This window comes from Shewanella sp. HN-41 (assembly GCF_000217915.1).
Lineage (GTDB): Bacteria > Pseudomonadota > Gammaproteobacteria > Enterobacterales > Shewanellaceae > Shewanella.
Window position 1 is genome coordinate 99863 of sequence record NZ_AFOZ01000041.1, and the last position, 18920, is coordinate 118782.

The 18920-nt window shown below is 47.8% G+C and carries 13 protein-coding genes and 2 pseudogenes; 5 read left to right on the top strand and 10 right to left on the bottom strand.

Going from position 1 to position 18920, the window contains the following annotated elements:
- Positions 1–72: 72 nt before the first annotated feature.
- The 6 genes and pseudogenes from SOHN41_RS15985 to SOHN41_RS16010 form a co-directional block, all read right to left on the bottom strand.
- Positions 73–1044 carry a ParA family protein gene (locus SOHN41_RS15985; RefSeq protein WP_007650979.1) on the bottom strand — a complete coding sequence of 324 codons (972 nt, stop codon included), beginning with the start codon at positions 1042–1044 and terminating at the stop codon, positions 73–75.
- Positions 1045–1763: 719 nt separating this feature from the next.
- On the bottom strand, positions 1764–2453 hold the full coding sequence (locus SOHN41_RS15990) for a DUF4336 domain-containing protein (RefSeq protein ID WP_007650981.1): 690 nt from the start codon (positions 2451–2453) through the stop codon (positions 1764–1766).
- A gap of 349 nt (positions 2454–2802) precedes the next feature.
- Positions 2803–2970 (bottom strand): annotated as a pseudogene (locus SOHN41_RS19915) (SAM-dependent methyltransferase); the annotation flags it as partial.
- Positions 2971–3445: 475 nt separating this feature from the next.
- On the bottom strand, positions 3446–4237 hold the full coding sequence (locus SOHN41_RS16000) for a class I SAM-dependent DNA methyltransferase (protein ID WP_037459394.1): 792 nt from the start codon (positions 4235–4237) through the stop codon (positions 3446–3448).
- Positions 4238–4384: 147 nt separating this feature from the next.
- The gene (locus SOHN41_RS16005) at positions 4385–4843 is read right to left on the bottom strand and encodes a hypothetical protein (RefSeq protein ID WP_007650990.1); all 459 of its coding nucleotides are present in this window, start codon (positions 4841–4843) and stop codon (positions 4385–4387) included.
- 89 nt (positions 4844–4932) lie between these two features.
- Positions 4933–5649, bottom strand: coding sequence for an oxidative stress defense protein (locus SOHN41_RS16010; protein ID WP_007650991.1), 717 nt, complete (start codon positions 5647–5649; stop codon positions 4933–4935).
- 407 nt (positions 5650–6056) lie between these two features.
- Between SOHN41_RS16010 and rimO the strand changes: the two are divergent.
- Positions 6057–7474, top strand: a pseudogene (rimO, locus tag SOHN41_RS16015) (30S ribosomal protein S12 methylthiotransferase RimO).
- Positions 7475–7572: 98 nt separating this feature from the next.
- Here the strand turns inward: rimO and fumC are convergent.
- Positions 7573–8976 (bottom strand): class II fumarate hydratase, encoded by a 1404-nt coding sequence (gene fumC, locus SOHN41_RS16020; RefSeq protein ID WP_007650993.1) that lies wholly within the window; start codon positions 8974–8976, stop codon positions 7573–7575.
- Positions 8977–9159: 183 nt separating this feature from the next.
- Positions 9160–9399: a ribosome alternative rescue factor ArfA gene (locus tag SOHN41_RS16025; RefSeq protein ID WP_007650994.1), complete on the bottom strand. Its 240-nt coding sequence runs from the start codon at positions 9397–9399 to the stop codon at positions 9160–9162.
- A 309-nt stretch (positions 9400–9708) separates the two neighbouring features.
- Here SOHN41_RS16025 and SOHN41_RS16030 point away from each other — a divergent pair, with 309 nt between their 5' ends.
- On the top strand, positions 9709–10533 hold the full coding sequence (locus SOHN41_RS16030) for a substrate-binding periplasmic protein (protein ID WP_007650995.1): 825 nt from the start codon (positions 9709–9711) through the stop codon (positions 10531–10533).
- A 166-nt stretch (positions 10534–10699) separates the two neighbouring features.
- Entirely contained in the window at positions 10700–12823 is a 2124-nt protein-coding gene (locus SOHN41_RS16035; RefSeq protein WP_037459389.1) for a TonB-dependent receptor, read from the top strand.
- 79 nt (positions 12824–12902) lie between these two features.
- Here SOHN41_RS16035 and pmbA read toward each other — a convergent pair whose 3' ends face one another.
- Positions 12903–14246 (bottom strand): metalloprotease PmbA, encoded by a 1344-nt coding sequence (pmbA, locus tag SOHN41_RS16040; protein ID WP_007650997.1) that lies wholly within the window; start codon positions 14244–14246, stop codon positions 12903–12905.
- 207 nt (positions 14247–14453) lie between these two features.
- Here pmbA and yjgA point away from each other — a divergent pair, with 207 nt between their 5' ends.
- Both yjgA and SOHN41_RS16050 read left to right on the top strand, forming a co-directional pair.
- The gene (yjgA, locus tag SOHN41_RS16045) at positions 14454–14990 is read left to right on the top strand and encodes a ribosome biogenesis factor YjgA (protein WP_007650999.1); all 537 of its coding nucleotides are present in this window, start codon (positions 14454–14456) and stop codon (positions 14988–14990) included.
- 29 nt (positions 14991–15019) lie between these two features.
- On the top strand, positions 15020–17533 hold the full coding sequence (locus SOHN41_RS16050; protein ID WP_007651000.1) for an Ig-like domain-containing protein: 2514 nt from the start codon (positions 15020–15022) through the stop codon (positions 17531–17533).
- 243 nt (positions 17534–17776) lie between these two features.
- On the opposite strand, the gene SOHN41_RS16055 is transcribed toward SOHN41_RS16050, so the two are convergent.
- Positions 17777–18919 carry an ABC transporter permease gene (locus tag SOHN41_RS16055; protein WP_007651001.1) on the bottom strand — a complete coding sequence of 381 codons (1143 nt, stop codon included), beginning with the start codon at positions 18917–18919 and terminating at the stop codon, positions 17777–17779.
- Position 18920 lies beyond the last annotated feature (1 nt).

Here is an 18920-nt window from a genome sequence, read left to right on the forward strand (position 1 = left end):
TGAAGTTTCGGTATTAGCTGTTAACCTCAAAATATTTCTGCCTATTCCATCTTTTTTAATAAAAAATAATGCCTAGTCAACAATTTCAATAAACTTTAACGCCAGTTCACGAAATTCATTGTTACAATTTTTTACATACTCATGGTGACCACCAACTACACCATCTTGACTTGTTAATTCGTAGATCGGTTTTTGAGCATCCTGCGCCATTGGAATTAAACTATGGTAGTTTTTAAATTCCCCAAGCTGATAATTAGCAAGCTTAAGCACTCCACTTGTTCCAAGAGGAATAACAACATATTTATTAATGTACTCTGGCACTTGCTGACCCCATCGGTCCCAAGCCTTCGTTTTTCTATTACGATAGTTATTAAATTGCTGTAGTACGTACCCAGAAAATTTTGGTTTCCCATGAGGGACATCGAATTGAAGATCGCCAACACGACGCATAGCATCAGAATAGACTCGAATCCATTCTGACAACACTCTACCTAAATTTTGCGAGCCTCTTAGCGAGAATAAATCAGGCACCATTGGTACAAAAATATTGTCACAATCCAGCAACACCGCACGATTTAATGCTCCAAAGTTTGGCCCTACATCGAAAATGACATAATCAATATCTAGATCACTTGAAGCCAAATTTACAAGTCTTGTGATTGCAGAAGATGCTCGATATCCACGCTCTTGACCTGCCAAAACTTGTGTCCAAGCTTCCGATAAAAGCCCTTCATAGTCACTTAAAAGAAGATCGCCCGCATACAACCAAACGTCTCGATTTTCTAACTTGTGTGGTGAGAAGAACTTTACATCTCCAGAACCTGAAATTATAGGCTCAACTGCATCGTAAATTGAGGAGCCACTGTCAGACCATACCTTATCAATCTCTTCGTCATTTAATATATGAGCTGTCAAATTGCATTGTGGATCTAAATCTACGAATAAAACTCGCTTTCCAAGTTTTTCAAGCATGTAACCGATATGAAACGCAAAGGTGGTTTTACCTACACCACCTTTATTATTGAAAAATGCAATTTTTTTCATTTATAAATCCTAATATGAAGGGAAAAGCAATCGATACCGAAATAAATCAGGCCACCCATTTTAAAACAACAACATAATGCACTTTTGATATGGGTTCAAGTAACGGCAAGCCGCCATAAGCTACTTCCGCGCTAAAACGGAAAAAAGATAAAAGATGGATAAAAGATGGGACAGACACAAATCTTTTGAGGTTAACCAAAAAGATGGGACAGGCATAACTCTCATGGGATTACGGCCAACACCGCGGTGACAGAAGTTCACCTCCCCTCGGAGTTGCCACAGGGCATTGGTGTTCGTTGCGTGATCGAGGCATGGTCGTTCTCGTGCATCGGACCCATAGGGAAATGGGGAATGTCAGAATGATGTATGGAACATCATTGACCATGCACTTCACGACATGCAAGCATCCTGCCTATCAGATGCCGAGATAGCGTCAGTCGAATCAGGGACGTCTGACGCGATAGCATAAGGACGCTAATTGCCCAAGGGGCTTTCAACTCCGTTAGGGGCGTCATGGCCGCTTGTGAAAACAATAGCAAGGAGGATCGGACGAGCAGTCCGCCTTCGTCGACTCTTGATTAAAAATCAGGGAGTTAAGCCACACGACTTTGATTTTAAAAGTACTCAAAGGAAAACAAACTGTACTCGAGGTTGAGATAAGCGTTTCCTAGGTTTCAAGGGCATAAATTGAAGGCCTAATATCCAATCCAAAAACCACCTTACCCTTCTAACCATGCAAATGACCTTTGCAAAAATGCCTTGGCGTCTTGTTCAACAATCAACCCGTGAGCCATCACTATCCTTTGAGGTTCCCAAGCCAACATCTTTACCAGATGGGTGCGCGCTTGCTGCTTGGCAAACATAAAACTTAAACGCCAATCCAAGGGCATTTTGCCATTGGGAGCGAGTATGCCCGCGCCTCTGGCGAGAAATCGCTGCAAGGCATTAAAGGCATCTGGGGAAAAGTTTTCGATAAGATCGGTCACTATCAAGGTGCCAGAGGCTTTATGAAAGAATACGCATTCCTGCATAAAATGAGAGCCCGTAAATAAAAGTTGGTCAATATCAGTTGCCCACATGGCTTGAAATTCAGCGGTAAATAGCCCGTCAAAGTGAAGATCTGGCCGCTTTGTTTGAACTTCCGAAGTGCCAAAACTTTGTGCCTGCGGATAAGTTTGCTGCCAATCCTGTAAAAACAAATGGTGCAGATGGTTGGGCGCAATAAGATAACGAACTTCGCCTAATGCTTCGACCAGTGCTTGAAGTTCAGGGGTGAGTTTGATTGGGCTATGTACCCACAAAGCGCCATTATTTAAACGGATCACTGTCATCCGAGTGGTATAGGGCAAGGTAAAAAATGGTACGGCTTCACCATCAAAAATCCACAGGTTCTCTGCTAGTTGCTTCATATCAACTCTCCATGCTGCCAGTCATTCCATCAATAATAGCGTTCGCTTTACCGTACATTGAAGCACGAAATCAGCCGCCAGCCATCATCACAACAGAATGAAAAGAGAATAGAGAAGCCAAAGCACCCCAGACTATTTTGTTTTAAGGGCTAACAAACCTTACTTAAACCCAATGAATCGCCCTTGCCCTTCGACGTTGCGAAGAGGCATTGCGACGATTTATTAAAAAAGATCGGGTATGGCTGGGGGAATTAAGGGAGTAAACGCTTTTCTATTTTGGTCAGATCTTGATTAAGAATCTGTGGGGCTTAGCCCCACGACTTTGAGTTGCCCAACCTTCAACCCAAGGTCAAATCTTCACACAGACAAATAACGCATTACCCGAGGTTAAATCCCATGGGACGATTTTTTCATAATCGTGTTCAAAAATATGCACTTCAAAATACGGCGCGAGCAACGCTTGTAGCTCAGTAAAACTGGTGGCGACCATGGCATGTTGATCCTGCCATAACTCTGTTTGGCGCAGGCTCTCCTCGGCATTAAGCTCTAAATCAGTGAGCCGACTGAAAGGCTGATTACTCCTCTCAATACTCAGATTTAAAAAGATGGGACAGGCATAACTCTTATGGGATTCACAGCCGACACGGAGTTCACAGACGTTCACCTCCCCTTGGAGTTGCCGCAGGGCATTTGCGTTCGTTGCGTGAGCGAGGCATGGATGCCGAGATAGCGTCAGTCGAATCAGGGACGAGCGTCTGACGCGATAGCATAAGGACGCTAAATGCCCAAGGGGCTTTCAACTCCGTTAGGGGCGTCTTGGAGAATCCAAGGAGGATAGGACGAGCAGTCCTCCTTGGTCGGGTGTGGGGTGAAGCCCCACGACGTTGACTTTGATTTAGTCTTCTAACAGGACTAATAAAACTTAAGCAATTTAATGTTCTAGCACGAACGTAAGGGCTAACATCCCAAGTTGTCACACCTTCAACCCAAGGTTAAATCTTCACACAGACAAATAGCGCATTACCCGATGCTAAATCCCATGGGACAATTTTTTCATAATCGTGTTCGAAAATATGCACTTCAAAATATGGCGCGAGCAACGCTTGTAGCTCAGTAAAACTGGTGGCGACCATGGCATGTTGATCCTGCCATAACTCTGTTTGGCGCAGGCTCTCCTCGGCATTAAGCTCTAAATCAGTGAGCCGACTGAAAGGCTGATTACTCCTCTCAATACTCAGATTTAGCGACTGCTTCTCCCCCTGCCCACTGTAATGCCAGCCGGATTCGAAGGCGAAATGACTACCATCAAACTCGGCAAAATGCTTAATCGAGGCGGTGTTATCGATCCTGTGTTTATCGACCGTGTTAAAACAAAACAGTCCCCCCTCATTGAGGGCGCGGTGCACACTCGCAATACAGCTTTTAAGGCGTTCGATACCCGCGCTGTAATGAATGGAATATAAAAAACAGGTAATAAGATCAACGGGCTGTTCGACATAAAAGGCCGTCATATCCTGTAGATTAAACTGCGCTTCAGGGCAGCGACGCATGGCCATATCGAGCATAGGCTGATTGATATCTAGGCCGCTGCATTGATAACCAAGATCGATAAAATGCCGCACATGGGGGCCAGTACCGCAGGCTAAATCGAGGTGTTGTTTGCCATTATTGCCCAAAAATTGATGCAATCTATGGATGCTCGCGCTCTGTTGTTGATAGTTGATATCGGAGCACATTAAATCGTAATAGCCGGAGAGATCGGTATAAAGCGCGTTGGAAGACATAGCTGCGAATAGGGGCATGGGCAATTAAGGGTGGCGCATGATATATCAGTTAGCCAATATCAGAAACAAACAATTGCCCGTACGACTGAATCCATCTAGGGGAAAATAGTGAACTCACCGCAGACCTCGAGCTCACCCTCACATTATCTACTTGCAGGCACATCTCGCTGATTGCTCGCAAGGTGGCGCAGCCGCGACTTCGCACATACCCGCGGTTTTACCTTCGCCGACACACCAAGCATTGCAATCAAAGGTATCTGGATGCCCTAAGTCATCACTGTGGCCGTGTATTTGATCTTTGCCAGGATTAGATTCGACTAACAAGCCGTCTGGCAGGCAGGCTTCGCCAAACATCCTGCCATTAGCCGTGCCCTGTTCATCGGTGCCAACATGGCAACCAGCAACACCAGGGGCAACGCCGTCACTGTCCTTCCACCAGCTCCTTTGCCCCTGTTGCCAATCTGAGGGTTTAAATTCTATGGTGCCCATGGCACCAGCCATTCCCTTAGCGTCATCAGAGGGTTCACCGATTTCACCGTGGGCTGATACTTGGCCAGCCAGCAAGGTACAAGATACAAATAAGACTAAAGCTGTAAACTGTTTCATAACACCTCCTATGTTTGAGTCCGAATAAGCTTAGCCCTATATCTCGATACCGCCACTTTTAGCCCTATTTAGCTGGCAGCGACACACATCTATTGGATTTTATAAACTACTTCGACTCTGTCTTCGATAGTCACCCGGCCATATTGGTAACTCTCGGCAACGGCGCCCGCATAATCGGCTTTGGCGTTCATACGCAGCATGACAGGTTGCACTGGACGTTGATCGTAGTAGCGGATCTGCCAGATCTTACCGAGGTTTTCCCCAAAACCCTGTGCGAGAGATTCGGCTTTTTGCTTGGCATCCGCTATTGCAGCTTGGCGGGCTTTAGCGACATATTCGGCTTCTTTACTCGACTTAAGGGCAATATTGTTCACTCGATTCATGCCCTCTTCTAGGGCCGAATCTAAAATGGTATTCAATCGGGCCAGATCCTTAACCGTCACCGTAATTTGGCGGCTGGCAATATAACCCGTGAGTTCAGGGGCCTTATCCTGAGCATACACATATTGCGGTTGCAGATTTAAATTGGCGCTTTGGATTTGATCCTTTGCCACACCGGCTGCGGTAAGGCGGGCGATAAATTTCGCGACAGCCGTATCGGAACTGTCCTTCGCGGCCTTGGCGGTTTTTTCCGTTACGGCCACTTCAACATTTAAGTCCGCCATATCTGGTTCAAGCTGAATTTGGCTGACGCCCATAGTTTCAATATGCGGGAAATCAACCTCGGCCGCGAGCGTTTGAGGTGCCATCAATGCGCTAGAAAAAAGACCCGCCGCAACCCAAACCGCTAAAAGAGAATTTTTCATAACTTACTCCAAAAATGAAATCTTAATACCATTGCCAACTTAAGCTATCACTTCAAGGGGCAAAAACCAGTGTCAATATGTAACGGCTCTAGAACCTAGAACCTAGAACCTAGAACCTAGAACCTAGAACCTAGAACCTAGAACCTAAGATAGTGACTCTACAAACGGGCGAAAATTTAAAAGGGGTTAATTTTTCTGAAAAATTTTTAGCTCTTTCTATCCAGACGGGTTCGACTGCGGATCTTTGGCTGATATGCCTATATCCACACCCCAAATAGGTCATAGGGTTAACTGGCATATTCAGTGCCACAGTTGTACACTTTTCAGCCAAAGCTACTGTACCTTTTAATCACTTCAGGTATAATCCGCCAACTTTTTTAAGGCAGCTTATACCCCAGCGAGAAACCATGACTGTTGAAACTTTTAAACCCAAGCAAACCACTACGCTTGATATCCCAGTAAAACATTAGAAGCCGCCAGCTCTGATACAGTTGCCACTGGAAATCGTATTGGTTTTGTGTCCTTGGGCTGCCCGAAAAACCTAGTAGATTCCGAGCGTATTCTGACCCAACTCCGTATCGACGGTTACGAAGTCACCAACAGCTATGACAATGCCGATCTGGTTATCGTCAACACCTGCGGCTTTATCGATGCTGCGGTGGAAGAGTCTCTGGACGCCGTGCGTGAAGCCCTAGAAGAAAACGGCAAAGTGATAGTCACAGGCTGCCTTGGTGCCAAAGAAAACCAAATCCGCGAAGTGCACCCAGATGTGTTAGAAATCACTGGCCCACACAGCTATGAAGCCGTGTTAAAGCACGTTCACAAATACGTGCCTAAGCCAGAACACAATCCTTTCACGTCATTGATCCCACAAACTGGGGTTAAGTTGACGCCTAAGCATTACGCTTATTTAAAGATTTCAGAAGGTTGTGATAACCGTTGTACTTTCTGCATCATTCCTTCGCTACGTGGCGATCTCGACAGCCGCCCGGCGGGCAGCGTCTTAGATGAAGCTAAGCGTTTGGTAGAATCAGGCGTGCAAGAAATTTTAGTCGTTAGCCAAGACACCTCGGCCTACGGTAAAGACAAGGGCGGTCGTACCGACTTCTGGAACGGCATGCCAGTCAAGCAGGACATTACTAGCCTAGCGCGCCAACTGGGTAAGATGGGCGCTTGGGTGCGTCTGCATTATATCTACCCCTACCCATGGGTTGACGATCTGATCCCGCTGATGGCCGAAGGGTTAATTCTGCCTTACTTAGATATTCCAATGCAGCATGCAAGCCCGCGCATCCTCAAGATGATGAAGCGTCCTGGCCGTGTTGACCGTCAGTTAGAGGCCATTCAACGCTGGCGTGAAATCTGCCCGGATCTGGTTATCCGCTCAACCTTTATCGTCGGCTTCCCCGGTGAAACCGAAGAAGACTTCGAAATGCTGCTCGACTTCTTAAAAGAAGCTCGCCTCGATCGCGTGGGTTGCTTTAAGTATTCTGAAGTCGATGGCGCTGTCGCCAACACCATCGCCGAGCTTATCAGCGAAGACGTGAAAGAAGACAGATACCACAGATTTATGGAAGTCCAAGCCGAGATCAGCGCCGAGCGTTTAGCCCGTTTCGTTGGCCGTACTATGGATATTCTGATCGATGACGTAGACGAAGAAGGCGCCATTGGCCGCAGCTTCGCCGATGCACCTGAAATCGACGGTATGGTGTTTATCAATGGGGAAACTGAGCTGGAACCAGGCATGTTGGTTCGTGCCCGCATCACCCATTCAGATGAACACGATCTGTGGGCTGAACTAGTTGACGCCGATGCCGAGGACTAAGCATTAAGCGAGATTCTAGGCTCTAGGGCCTAGAATCTAGCAGCTGCGCTCTTTGCAGCGGCCTAGCAGGGCGAAGCCCGCCCTGCTTTCTACCTTCACTATACATCTGGCCCTAACATCTTATTGGCATCGACCCAAAGCTCAAATTCTTGTGCTGTGACGAATCCCAGCTCCAACGCGGCTTGGCGCAGCGTCTTATGTTCACTATGGGCTTTTTTAGCTATCTTAGCGGCCTTTTCATAACCGATATGCGGATTCAGCGCCGTGACTAGCATAAGCGAGTTTTCCACATGCTTCGCAATCTGCGGCTCATTCGCCACTATGCCGAGCACGCAGTGATCGTTAAAGGACTGGCAAGCATCCCCCAATAGGCGCCCCGATTGCAGCACATTGGCGATAATCATCGGCTTAAACACATTGAGCTCAAACTGACCATTACTGCCGCCAATGCCAACGGTGACATCATTACCCATGATTTGCGCGCACACCATGGTCATGGCCTCGACCTGAGTCGGGTTCACTTTACCCGGCATAATCGACGAACCGGGCTCATTTTCAGGCAGTAATAACTCACCAATCCCGCAGCGTGGGCCAGAACCTAACATCCTAATATCATTTGCGATCTTCATTAAACTGACCGCCGCAGCTCTGTAGGCCGCCGACAAAGAGACTAATTCATCGTGGGCGGCAAGGGCGGCAAACTTATTCGACGCAGTAACAAAGGGCAAGCCCGTGAGCCTAGCAATATTGTCAGCCACCTTAACGGCGTAATCCTTATGGGTATTTAACCCAGTGCCCACGGCGGTCGCCCCTAAGGCTAACTCTGCCACCCGCTTGAGACTGTGCTCAATGCCTTCGATGGCATAACTTAACTGCGCGGCGTAGCCCGAAAACTCTTGGCCTAAGGTTAACGGTGTCGCATCCATAAAATGCGTGCGGCCAATTTTAACTATGTCCACAAACTCCTCGGCCTTCTTATGCAAGCTCTGCTGCAATAACCTCATGCAGGGCAAAACCAGTTCAACGGCTTGACGATAGGCGGCAATGTGCATGGCGGTGGGAAAGGTATCGTTGGAGGATTGCGAGCGGTTAACATCGTCATTGGGATGTAAACATTTAACAGTATCGGTGAGTTGCCCGCCCGAGAGCACATGGCCCCGATAGGCGATCACTTCATTGACGTTCATATTGGTTTGCGTGCCCGAGCCGGTTTGCCAAATCACCAAGGGAAATTGCGTATCGAGTTCGCCCGCAATCAGCTCATCACACACTTGGGCAATCAGCAGGGCTTTACCTTGGGTCAAAGTGCCAAGTTGTTGATTGGTGATGGCGGCGGCTTTCTTTAAATAGCCAAACGCATGGATCACTTCAATCGGCATAGATGCTTCAGTACCGATACGAAAGTGCTGCCGCGAGCGCTCGGTCTGTGCGCCCCAATAACAATCCACGGGGACATTAACTTCACCCATAGTATCGTGCTCGATTCGATATTGCTGCGCCATAGGCATCTCCTTCGCTATAGGTTAACCATACTCGCTCAAGGCAAGAGTACAATTTATCCCCAGTTAATTAATGCCAGACTAATGAGTTTGCACAAAAGAAACTATCGAAATAAGGATGATTGAAGCAAAGAGATGGATGTTGAGGCTAGCACTAGCAGGATGAATGAAGAGCAAAAAAGCAGATTAATAAAAACTCAGGCGTAGAAAGTCGAAAGGGGTATCGCCCCTGTGCTGATACCCCTTCCGGTTACTCATTTTAAATGCCTTGTCTTTACGGTTATAGGACCCTTTGCCCTTTTTCGCCTTTTCGGTGCGTGTCCGAAATAGGGGACTTGTCACGATAGCTTTGAGAGCATTGTCTGTGATGGTGCCTCGACCACTGTCGTGTTCCATCGCCACGACCGCCATTTTTTGTTTGCCCATAGCAACTCCAAATAGAATGAATCAACTCGCTAATACATTAAGCATCGGCTTAACGGCGATACTATAGCGCAATATTTTGCGATGTGCATAGTTTGTGCAATGTAACACAACAAATGGCTTTTCGTTGTAGAAAAGTATGATAGATTATTCCAATAAAAATAAGATATTATCTTAACTATCAATAGGCTTTCGCCGCTTTTAAAGTATTCCCCATGATGTTGCACCAAGCACTATTAGCCGATCTCAAAGGGCACCCCCTGAGTCATAGATGGAGAGGGAGATCACTTTGATATCCACACCGAGCAAACTTTGGTTGAGTTTTTTTGGGGGTTAATCGCCTTACTACCCACATTCAGCCACGCCTTTCCAAGCGTCGAGCACTGCGTGCTGACGATGGGATATCGCACGAGTGAACGCCTACCTTTTATCGAAGCCGAGCCCAATGACGGTGGGATCTATCAAGATATTTATCGGGTCGCCGCACAGAAAATAGGCTGTAAACTTAAGGTAGTTCGCGCCCCCAAATTACGGATTTTGCGAGATTTAAGGCTTGGCAATATCGACTTTTATCCCGGCCTGAGCTTTACGCCGGAACGGGCCCAATATGCCACCTTTATCCCGAATGGCCTTTCGGAGCGCGACATTGGCATTACACGGGCTGGTGCCGCCGATCTTCTCTCAATAGAGCAACTCATTCAGAGTGGCATGATACTGTTAATCGCCCCAGGAGGTTATGATTTTGGCGGTTTAATCCATCGTATGCCAACGCGTAAACCGCCAGAATTAAATGTGCCTAACGCCTTGAATTTCATACTCTCAGGTCAGGGTGATCTGTTTATCTATGATCAAACCACCCTAGGCTATTACCTCAAAAACCGCGATAAAACCCAGTTTAAGTTACATTACCATTGCTGTGATGTCCCCAAAGCCATGTACTTAGGCTTTTCCCGAAAGAGTCGCCACTATCGAGCGCAGCAAAATCCCAATTTCAATGCAGATCACCCCATAAGCCCAGACAACAGTCCCACAATGCTCGACCCCAATTCCAAGGCCTACGAGTTTGCTAAGGTATTGGCAGCAATGGATGCCAACGGCGATACCCAGCAAATTTATGCCCGCTACTTGGTTGATTAAAAAGCAAATCCCTCCCAATAATGGCTTCTAGTAATGTGCACTGAAATATAGTGCACTGAGACATAGTCGAGTGCCCCACAAGCCAGCACATATCCTGTGTGCGACAATATGCCGCACCTGCATCACTTGGATGATCTTTATAATGCAGCGCAATTTATCCAAGTGAATGGAAAACAATAAAATGGCTGCACATTCTTACCCTTTTAATACCTCTGCACTCTATTCATCCCTCGCTATTGCCCTAGGCATCACACTCGCCCCACAGGCCATGGCTGATAACAGCAATGTCGCCAATATCGAGCGCATTGAAGTCCATGGTCAGCAAAATGACCAGCAGAAGCTCTTAGGCTCAGCCGAAAATTTACTGAAAGACCAAGGTGTCGATTTTTCCGAGGCGGGTGGCGTATCGGCACTACCAGTGCTCAATGGCATGATGGGCGATCGTATTAAAGTGCTAGTTGATGGCGCGGATATCACAGCATCTTGCGCTAACCATATGAATCCGCCGCTTTCCTATGTTTCAGCCAATCAAATCGCCCTCGCCGAAGTGGTGGCAGGCGTATCCCCCGTCAGTGCAGGCGGAGACAATATTGCCGGTGTGATTAAAATCACCAGCCTAGCGCCACTGTTTAATAATAGTGACGATATCAAATGGGAAAGTGGCAATATTTCAACTGGATATCGTAGCGTCAGCGACACATTACTGCTCGGAGCGAATGCGGCAGTTGCCAGCAAAAATGTGAGCCTAAGCTATCAAGGCGCCTATGAAGATGCTAACAGCTATAAAGATGGCAATGGCGATAAAGTCATAGATACCCTGTACCGCTCACAAAACCATGCCCTCTCCGCTGCTTGGCGCGATGAAACCCAAGAGCTAGCCATTAAACTCACCCATCAGAATATTCCATTTCAAGGTTTTCCTAATCAATACATGGATATGACGGATAACAAGAGCTATGGAGCCCTAGGTCGTTACACACTAAAACTCGAGGACGATGGTGAATTTAGCGCCCAATTAAACTGGCACGGCGTGAAGCATAAGATGGGCTTTTTCACCCCAGAAAAAACCGGCAAGATGCCCATGAATACCGAAGGTGATGATACTAGTTACCAACTGCACTGGCGCTTACCCATGGGAGATAACAGTACGCTACTTGTTGGTCAGAAATATTATAGCTATCAATTAGATGATACTTGGCCAGCTGTGCCCGGCACTATGATGGCCCCCAATGACTATATCAATATCAACGATGGCGAACGCCGCCGCGCCGCCGTGTATGGTGAATGGCAGCAAAATTTAAGTCCAAGTTGGTGGTTGTCGGCGGGGGTTCGCTACGAGTATGTCACCACCAATACGGGTGAAGTCCAAGCCTATAACTCTATGATGGGTATGCCCAATGTCGATGCCGAGGCCGCCAAAGCCTTTAATGCCATGGACAGAAGACGTGATGATAATCTGATCGACGCGACATTACTGGCACGTTATCAAGTATCTACCAATCAACAACTTGAATTGGGATTAGCCCGTAAAAATCGCGCGCCGAATCTATACGAGCGCTACAGTTGGGGCCGCGGCGTGATGGCGACGACTATGATTGGCTGGTATGGCGATGGTAATGGCTATGTCGGCAATCCGGATCTTAAGCCAGAAACCGCCCACACCTTAAGTGCAGCTTACAAGTTCAACGGCGATAGCTGGCAAGCCTCTACCACGGCCTGGTACACAGCGGTGACTGACTATGTCGACGCCGAGGTGATAGGCAGTTTTAATCGTACCAGCACGCCCGATGGCAAACGTAATATCCTAAAATTCACTAATTTAGATGCCAATCTTTACGGAGCCAAATTCAATGCTCTCTATGAACTTGCCGAAACCCGCAGCGGTAAATGGCAAGTGGAGGGGACGGTGAATATTACCCGTGGTGAGCGGGATGAAGGCGATGAGCCTTTATATCAAATCAAGCCGCTGCAAACCGAGCTAGCACTGCAACATCAGTTGGGTAACTGGGAAAGCAGTCTTGCATGGCAATGGGTGGCGACTAAGGATAGGGTTGACTCTCGCCGTATCGAGAATGAAACCGACAGCTATTCCTTGCTTAACTTGAATAGCAGTATGAAATGGCAGGATCTGACCCTCACCTTCGCCATCAATAATCTGTTCGATAGCTATTATGAGCTCCCCCTAGGCGGAGTGAGTGTGGCCGAATTTAAGGCCGATAACACTCATGGCTTTAATCAAGTGGCTGGTGCGGGACGCTCATTTGAACTGGGCGCAAGCTATGCATTTTAGACGTGGCCGATAAGTGTAAACAAAAGGGCAAACGATAATGCGTTTGCCCTTTTTATTAGGAATATCACAGCTAGATTAATTAGTTACCCGCGATTTTCATCTCAGATAACAAGATAGCGCCGGTGCGAATCGATGAGCGCAGATCAAAATCCTGACTCACGGCTTGCACGCCACGGAACATATCTTTTAAGTTACCGGCAATGGTGATCTCTTCCACTGGGTATTGGATCTCGCCATTTTCGACATAGAAACCCGCCGCACCGCGGGAATAATCCCCCGTCACCATATTAACGCCTTGGCCCATGACTTCGGTCACAATCAAACCTGTGCCCATACCCTTCACCAGCTCGTCGAAGGTTTGCCCCGTGTGGCCGAGTGTCCAGTTATAGATCCCACCCGCATGGCCAGTGTTGGGTAACCCTAGCTTACGTGCAGAGTAACTGGTTAACAGATAGGTTTCTAACATACCACGGTCGATAATGCGTCTATCCTGGGTCGCTACACCTTCGCTATCGTAGTTGGCACTGGCTAGGGCGCCCAATAGATGGGGTTGTTCCTCAATATTGAACCAATCGGGGAAGATTTGCGTGTGGATGGCATCCAATAGGAAGCTGGATTTACGGTATAAACTGCCACCACTAATGGCACCAATTAAATGGCCGATTAAGCCCGTTGCTATCTCGGGGGCCAATAAAATCGGTAAGCGGGTGGTGGCAATCTTGCGAGCACCTAAACGACTGACCGTCTTCTGCGCCGTCTTTAAACCTACCGCTTCGGGTGCAAGCATCTCACTGAATTTACGGGCGATAGTATAATCGTAATCCCGTTGCATATTGCCATCACTGTCTTCCCCGATCACGCTGCAACTTAAGCTATAACGTGAGCTGCAATAACCGTTCAAGAAGCCATGGCTATTGCCATACACTTTAACCGACGTGTGGGCATTCGCACTCGCGCCATCGGAATTATTGATCCGTGGATCGGCATCGAGTGCCGCGGTTTCGGCGCGGATCGCGAGTTGAGCGAGCTCCTCGGGGGAAATATCTTCAGGATAATACAACTTAAGATCACGAATTTGCGTCGCCATTAAGGCTTTATCGGCAAGGCCACTGAAGGGATCGGGCGAAGTATAACGGGCGATATCGTCGGCCGCTTTTACCGCGAGGGCTATGGCTTCTGGACTTAAATCCGACGTCGATGAACTGCCCTTACAGCCGTCGCGGTAGACCGTAATCCCTAGCGCCCCATCTTTGTTAAATTCAACGGTTTCAACTTCTTTTAAGCGGGTTGATACCGACAGGCCCTGTTGCTTACTGATCGCCACTTCGGCAGCGTTCGTTCCTAATTTGTTGGCATATTCGAGTGCCACGGCAACCGCATCTTTCAGCGCGCCCAATTCACTATCGATTCTGTTCAAAGACACAAAGCTACTCTTTCGTTATCGGCAATGGCGCTAGCATAACAAACACAAATCCCATTCACATTAATTATTAGTGTGACACTAAATGGCGGCTCAACATTGGGCTCAGGCACAAAAGGTGTCGTGGTCTTTGTTTCAACACATTCGCCTAGGTGATTTTTGGTTGGAGATGTTATTATTAGTAGGTTTTTTACTTGAGGTTTTATCTATATGAAGATTGTTGGTGATTCAGAGCATTTTAAACAGCCCTACGACATTGATGAAGATTATGTCAGTAGCAAAACGTCGGACAAGCGTGATAGTGAGGCTGTTCAAAAAATTGGTATGGAACTGGTTTCACTGAGCAAGACTCAGCTAGATAAAATCGAGCTGGATGAGTTTTTGTATGATGCTATCCTGCAAACGCGCAAAATCAAGGTCAATACTGAGGCGTACCGTCGCCATATGCAGTATATCGGCAAATTGATGCGTAATTTTGATGTTGAACCTATCAAGGCCGCACTGGCGATTGTGCTCAACAAAAACAACAACGAAACCGCAAAACTGCAGATGTTTGAGAAAATGCGTGAACGTTTGTTAACCCAGGGTGATGCCGAAATCCAAACCTTAGTGGAACATTATCCACAATTGGATCGACAAAAGCTGCGAACTTTGGTGCGCCAAGCGACCAAAGAACTGGCCAAAGGCACCGATTCAAAATCTTCAAAAGAGCTGTTTAAATATCTACGCAGCGAAATCCAAGACTAATTAACTCCTGCCTCACAAGGATGTTGCTTATGCGACTTAGCAAAACGTTAGCGGTATTTTCTTGGGCATTACTGGGCGCGATCGCGCTCAGTGGTTGTAATGGCGCCGCCGATGGCACTGATACTGACGGTACAACCGACAGCTACAGTTTAACCTTGGGCTATAAAACGGTCATCAATGGCAAGTGTGCCGATACGACAACTATTCTCAGTTTTACTACCGATGCGAGTTTTTGTGCCGTCGCCACCCTAAAAAAAGGCTCGAGCAAACTCAGTGGGCAGCTTGTGAGCTTCAGCTCCACCACAGGGACAGTGACCCCAGCCACTAAACTCACCAATGCCGATGGGATTGCCGAAGTCATAGTGTCAAATCCGGCCCTAACGGAAGAAGCTGGTACTGTGACCGCCAGTTATACACCGAGTGATGCAGAGGCGATAACGGCAAGCCGCAATTACGAATTTATGGGTTCAGGGAGTAACACTCAGGTTGAACCCCTTAAACTCAGCGCCAGTATTTTAAATAGTTCAGCCTTAGTGACTCGCTTTAAAGTCGATGAGGCGGTGCAACTCCAAGCCATATTACTCGACAGTGAGAGTCAGGGTATTGCCGACGCAAAAGTGACTTTTAGCGCAGGTTCAGCGGTGCTCAACCCCGCCAGCGCACTCACCAATAATCAAGGGATTGCCCAGGTCACTTATACCCCGAGCGCCACAGATTTAGGGGCAAATACCCTAACAGTAACCGTGGATTATCAGGGGCAATCGCTGCAAAACAGCAGTCTGTATGAAGTGCTAAGTAAAGATGCCGTCAATCAAGAAGGGACGCTGAAATTAGGTTCATTCAATGGTGCTGTCTTTACCGAAGGCAAATTGACGAGCACCTTAACGGCCGATACCAATGGTGCATACAAAATCAGCGCGGGCGGCAGCTTTGGGGTGACAGCAAGTTTAGTCTTAGAGGCCAATGACGGCACTATTACGCGCGTGCAAACCCCTTCTTCGATTAGCTTTAGCTCTGACTGCACGACTAACAATAGTGCGACCCTCGATACGCCAGTCACTACGCTATCGGGTAATGCCAGTTCGACCTTCCAAGACACCAGTTGCAGCGGCAATAGCGAGCGTAACGATCAGATCCTTGCCACGACAGTGGCAGGGAATCAAACCTTAACGGCCAGTCTGCCCTTTACCCTGCAACGCCAAACACTTGCCAGCTTAAGTTTTGAATCGGCCGAGCCCACACAAATACGCATTAAAGGTGCTGGCGGCACAGGTTCAAGCGAATCCTCTTTAGTCAGCTTCAAAGTCACCAGCGCCAACGGCCAACCCGCGGCGCAGCAAGCGGTCAGCTTTACCTTAGATACTGTCGTCGGCGGTTTAAGTTTTGCCAATGGTACCGCGAATGCGCAAAGCCTGACCAACTCCCAAGGTATCGCCAGTGTACGCGTATTATCCGGCACAGTCCCCACACCCGTGCGCGTGGTGGCAAGTGCCATCGATGCCGATACCAATGAAGTGATCACGAGTCAATCTGAGCAGTTAACGGTCAACACAGGCTTGCCGCAACAGCTTGGATTTAGCTTGGCGACCAGTAATGCCAACCCTGAAGCGGGTAATATTGATGGTGAGAAAGTCACAGTAACAGCTAGACTGTCCGATAGCTTTGGTAACCCAGCGCCCAACGACACCACAGTGAACTTCACCAGTGAGGGCGGCCAAATAGAGCCAAGTTGCCTAACCCAAAATGGCGCCTGTAGCGTGACGTGGACCTCAAGCTCTCCTAGACCGCAAGACCATCGCATCACAGTCTTAGCCTACGCCTTAGGCCATGAAACCTTCTTCGATACCAACGGCAACAACCAATTTGATAGCACCGACGGCGGAGCCATTGCCAAGGCCTGCTTATTCAACGGCACACCCGTGGCTTGTAGTGGTAATGGTTTAGATGTAGAAACCTTCCACAGTCAAGGCTTTAGCGATCTGCCAACCGCCTTTCGCGATGACAATGAAAACTTTGCCTATGATAGTGGCGAACGCTATTTCGATAACCTCGCGAGCAGCAGCTACAAAGCTGCCGATATGAAGTTTAATGGCCCACAATGCCAAGGTACGCTCTGCGGCACTGGCCAAGCCAATAAGACCTATGTTCGTAAGGCTGTGGTGATGGTTATGTCGGGTTCGAATGCCTATTTCTCACTCTGGCAGGATGACGTTAAAGTCTATGAAGATCGCCAAGGACAAAATATCCTCAACAATCTTAATGCATTAACGGCAATCCCCGCGGGCCAAACCTCGGTATTTAGGGTCAAACTCTACGACGGTGCCGACCAGATTTTACCATCGAGTACAACGCTGAATATTGCTGCGAATAAGGGTGAGTTAGTCTCAACCGCTTATACTGTACCTAAGACGACTAATGCTAATACGAGTGTGACCGAGTTTTCCCTTAAGAATACCGGAGCCGCCAGCAGCCAAGTCGTGCTCACAGTGAAGACTCCAAGCGGGGTCGAAACACGCTTAAAATTCGATGTGCTATTAGAGTAACCGCTAGCAGTAGCGACAGGGATAACAGACAAGCCTGTGGTGGCTATCTTAAAGATATTCCACCACAGGGATTACATTAGACACGCTAGTTGTTGATCTCAAGGGAGGCTTCCCTGAGGCTCTACCGCGCTGTTTATGGCGAACTTGCGTAGCGATACCCTGTTTGTCCTCTAAAACGCCCTACAATTCAAAACAAGCCAGTTCGCCAGTCTCTCTTTACACTTTGATTATTAGAAGCTCACGTTAGGTGGCTTTCAATAACCTCGCCCTGCGCTTAATACCCAACATCGCTAAGCCAACAAAGACGACAAATAAGCCCCAGAGTTGTAGCCATTTTGGCATCACACTCACCCAACTTGCACCCATTTGATTAAGTTCTAACATGCCCATAATTGCAGGGATGGCGGGAATAAACTGCGAGCCTAAGACTAGCGGTTCGGGGATCAGTGCTATCGGCCAAACGAAACCAGACACAAATAGAATAGGCATAGAGATCAGCAATAATACTTGGGTCGGTAAATCGCGGCGGGTAAACAGGGTGCTCATGGCGACCCCTGCCGCTGCGGTAGCCAATAAAAAAGGCAATAACCACAGCGCGACTAACCCCAGTTCGGCCTGAATACTCACCCTATACCAGTGAAAACAATAGCCGACATAAAAGCTGGTAAAAACGATATAAATCAACATAAAGGCAAAAATTCGACCACAGACCAATTGCACCGGTGATACCTGCTGCCAATACCCCCTATGGCGCCATTGTCCCGCCCCTAAAATCCCAGTACCAATCAGTAAGGTTTGATGCAGGATCAACAAAAACAGGCCGGGCACCACATAGGGCGTATAACCTAGGCTAGGGTTAAAGGCGGGCACACTATTAAGGTGGAGCGAGTTTAAGCTCTCCTGTGCCAACTTAGGGTTTTGTCCTTGGGCGAGCATGCCTATCAACTGCACTTGCTTACCCGCATCCATCCCCGCACTGACCAAACCTTCGGCAACCGCGGAGTAAATTAAGAAGTAACTGGCATCACCGCCATAGCTTAAAGTCACCCCTTTACCGAGCAGCAAGTCGCGGCGAAATCCTTCTGGGATCACTAATAATCCATGGGCTTTACCCATATCAATCAATCGCTTTGCCTCGGTTATCGAACCTACTTGCCCTATCACTTGGATTTTTGCGCTGGCATCACTATGACGAATAAGCTGACGGCTAAGGGAGGAATTGTCTAAATCCACGACGATGAGCTGTTGCTCGGTCGGCACTTGATTTAGATAGGGCAAGGGATAGAGCACCGAATAAAACAATACGCCACCAAACAAGGTCACGGCTATCGCTTTATCGCTAATAATGGCTTTAAGCTCAGTTAAGATCAGTCGCCAAAAATTCATC